We start from the raw sequence: 345 nt of genomic DNA on the forward strand, positions 1-345 counted from the left end.
CATCGACATCCCGCCGTGATGCCCACCGTGGCCCATCATCTCCTGCGCACTGTGACCCGACGCTGCACCATGATCGTGCCCACCCGCGGCCGCGGTGTGACCGGCGTGCTCGACGTGGTGACCGGCATGCTCACCGTCATCCGCCGTCGCCGACGGGGCGTGCGTGTGGTCGTGGCCAGCGGCGTGGTCGTGGACGGGGTCGTCGTGATAGCCCGCAGGACCCTTATGGCCCGCGTGGCTGGCGTGACCCGTGGCATCCGTGTGGCCCTCGTGCGCGTCGTGACTCGCGTGCGGTTCTTGTGCGCCCTCAGCTGCGGGGCCGTGGTGGGCGCTGTGGTCGTGCGC

General features: G+C 71.3%; 1 protein-coding gene. It reads left to right on the top strand.

Annotated elements, in window-relative coordinates; genetic code table 11:
* Positions 1 to 69 precede the first annotated feature (69 nt).
* Positions 70 to 345, top strand: a 276-nt coding sequence (locus ASG00_RS17040; RefSeq protein ID WP_235559156.1) for a hypothetical protein, incomplete at its 3' end; no start/stop codon positions are given.

The organism is Microbacterium sp. Leaf351, assembly GCF_001423825.1.
Classification (GTDB): domain Bacteria; phylum Actinomycetota; class Actinomycetes; order Actinomycetales; family Microbacteriaceae; genus Microbacterium; species Microbacterium ginsengisoli.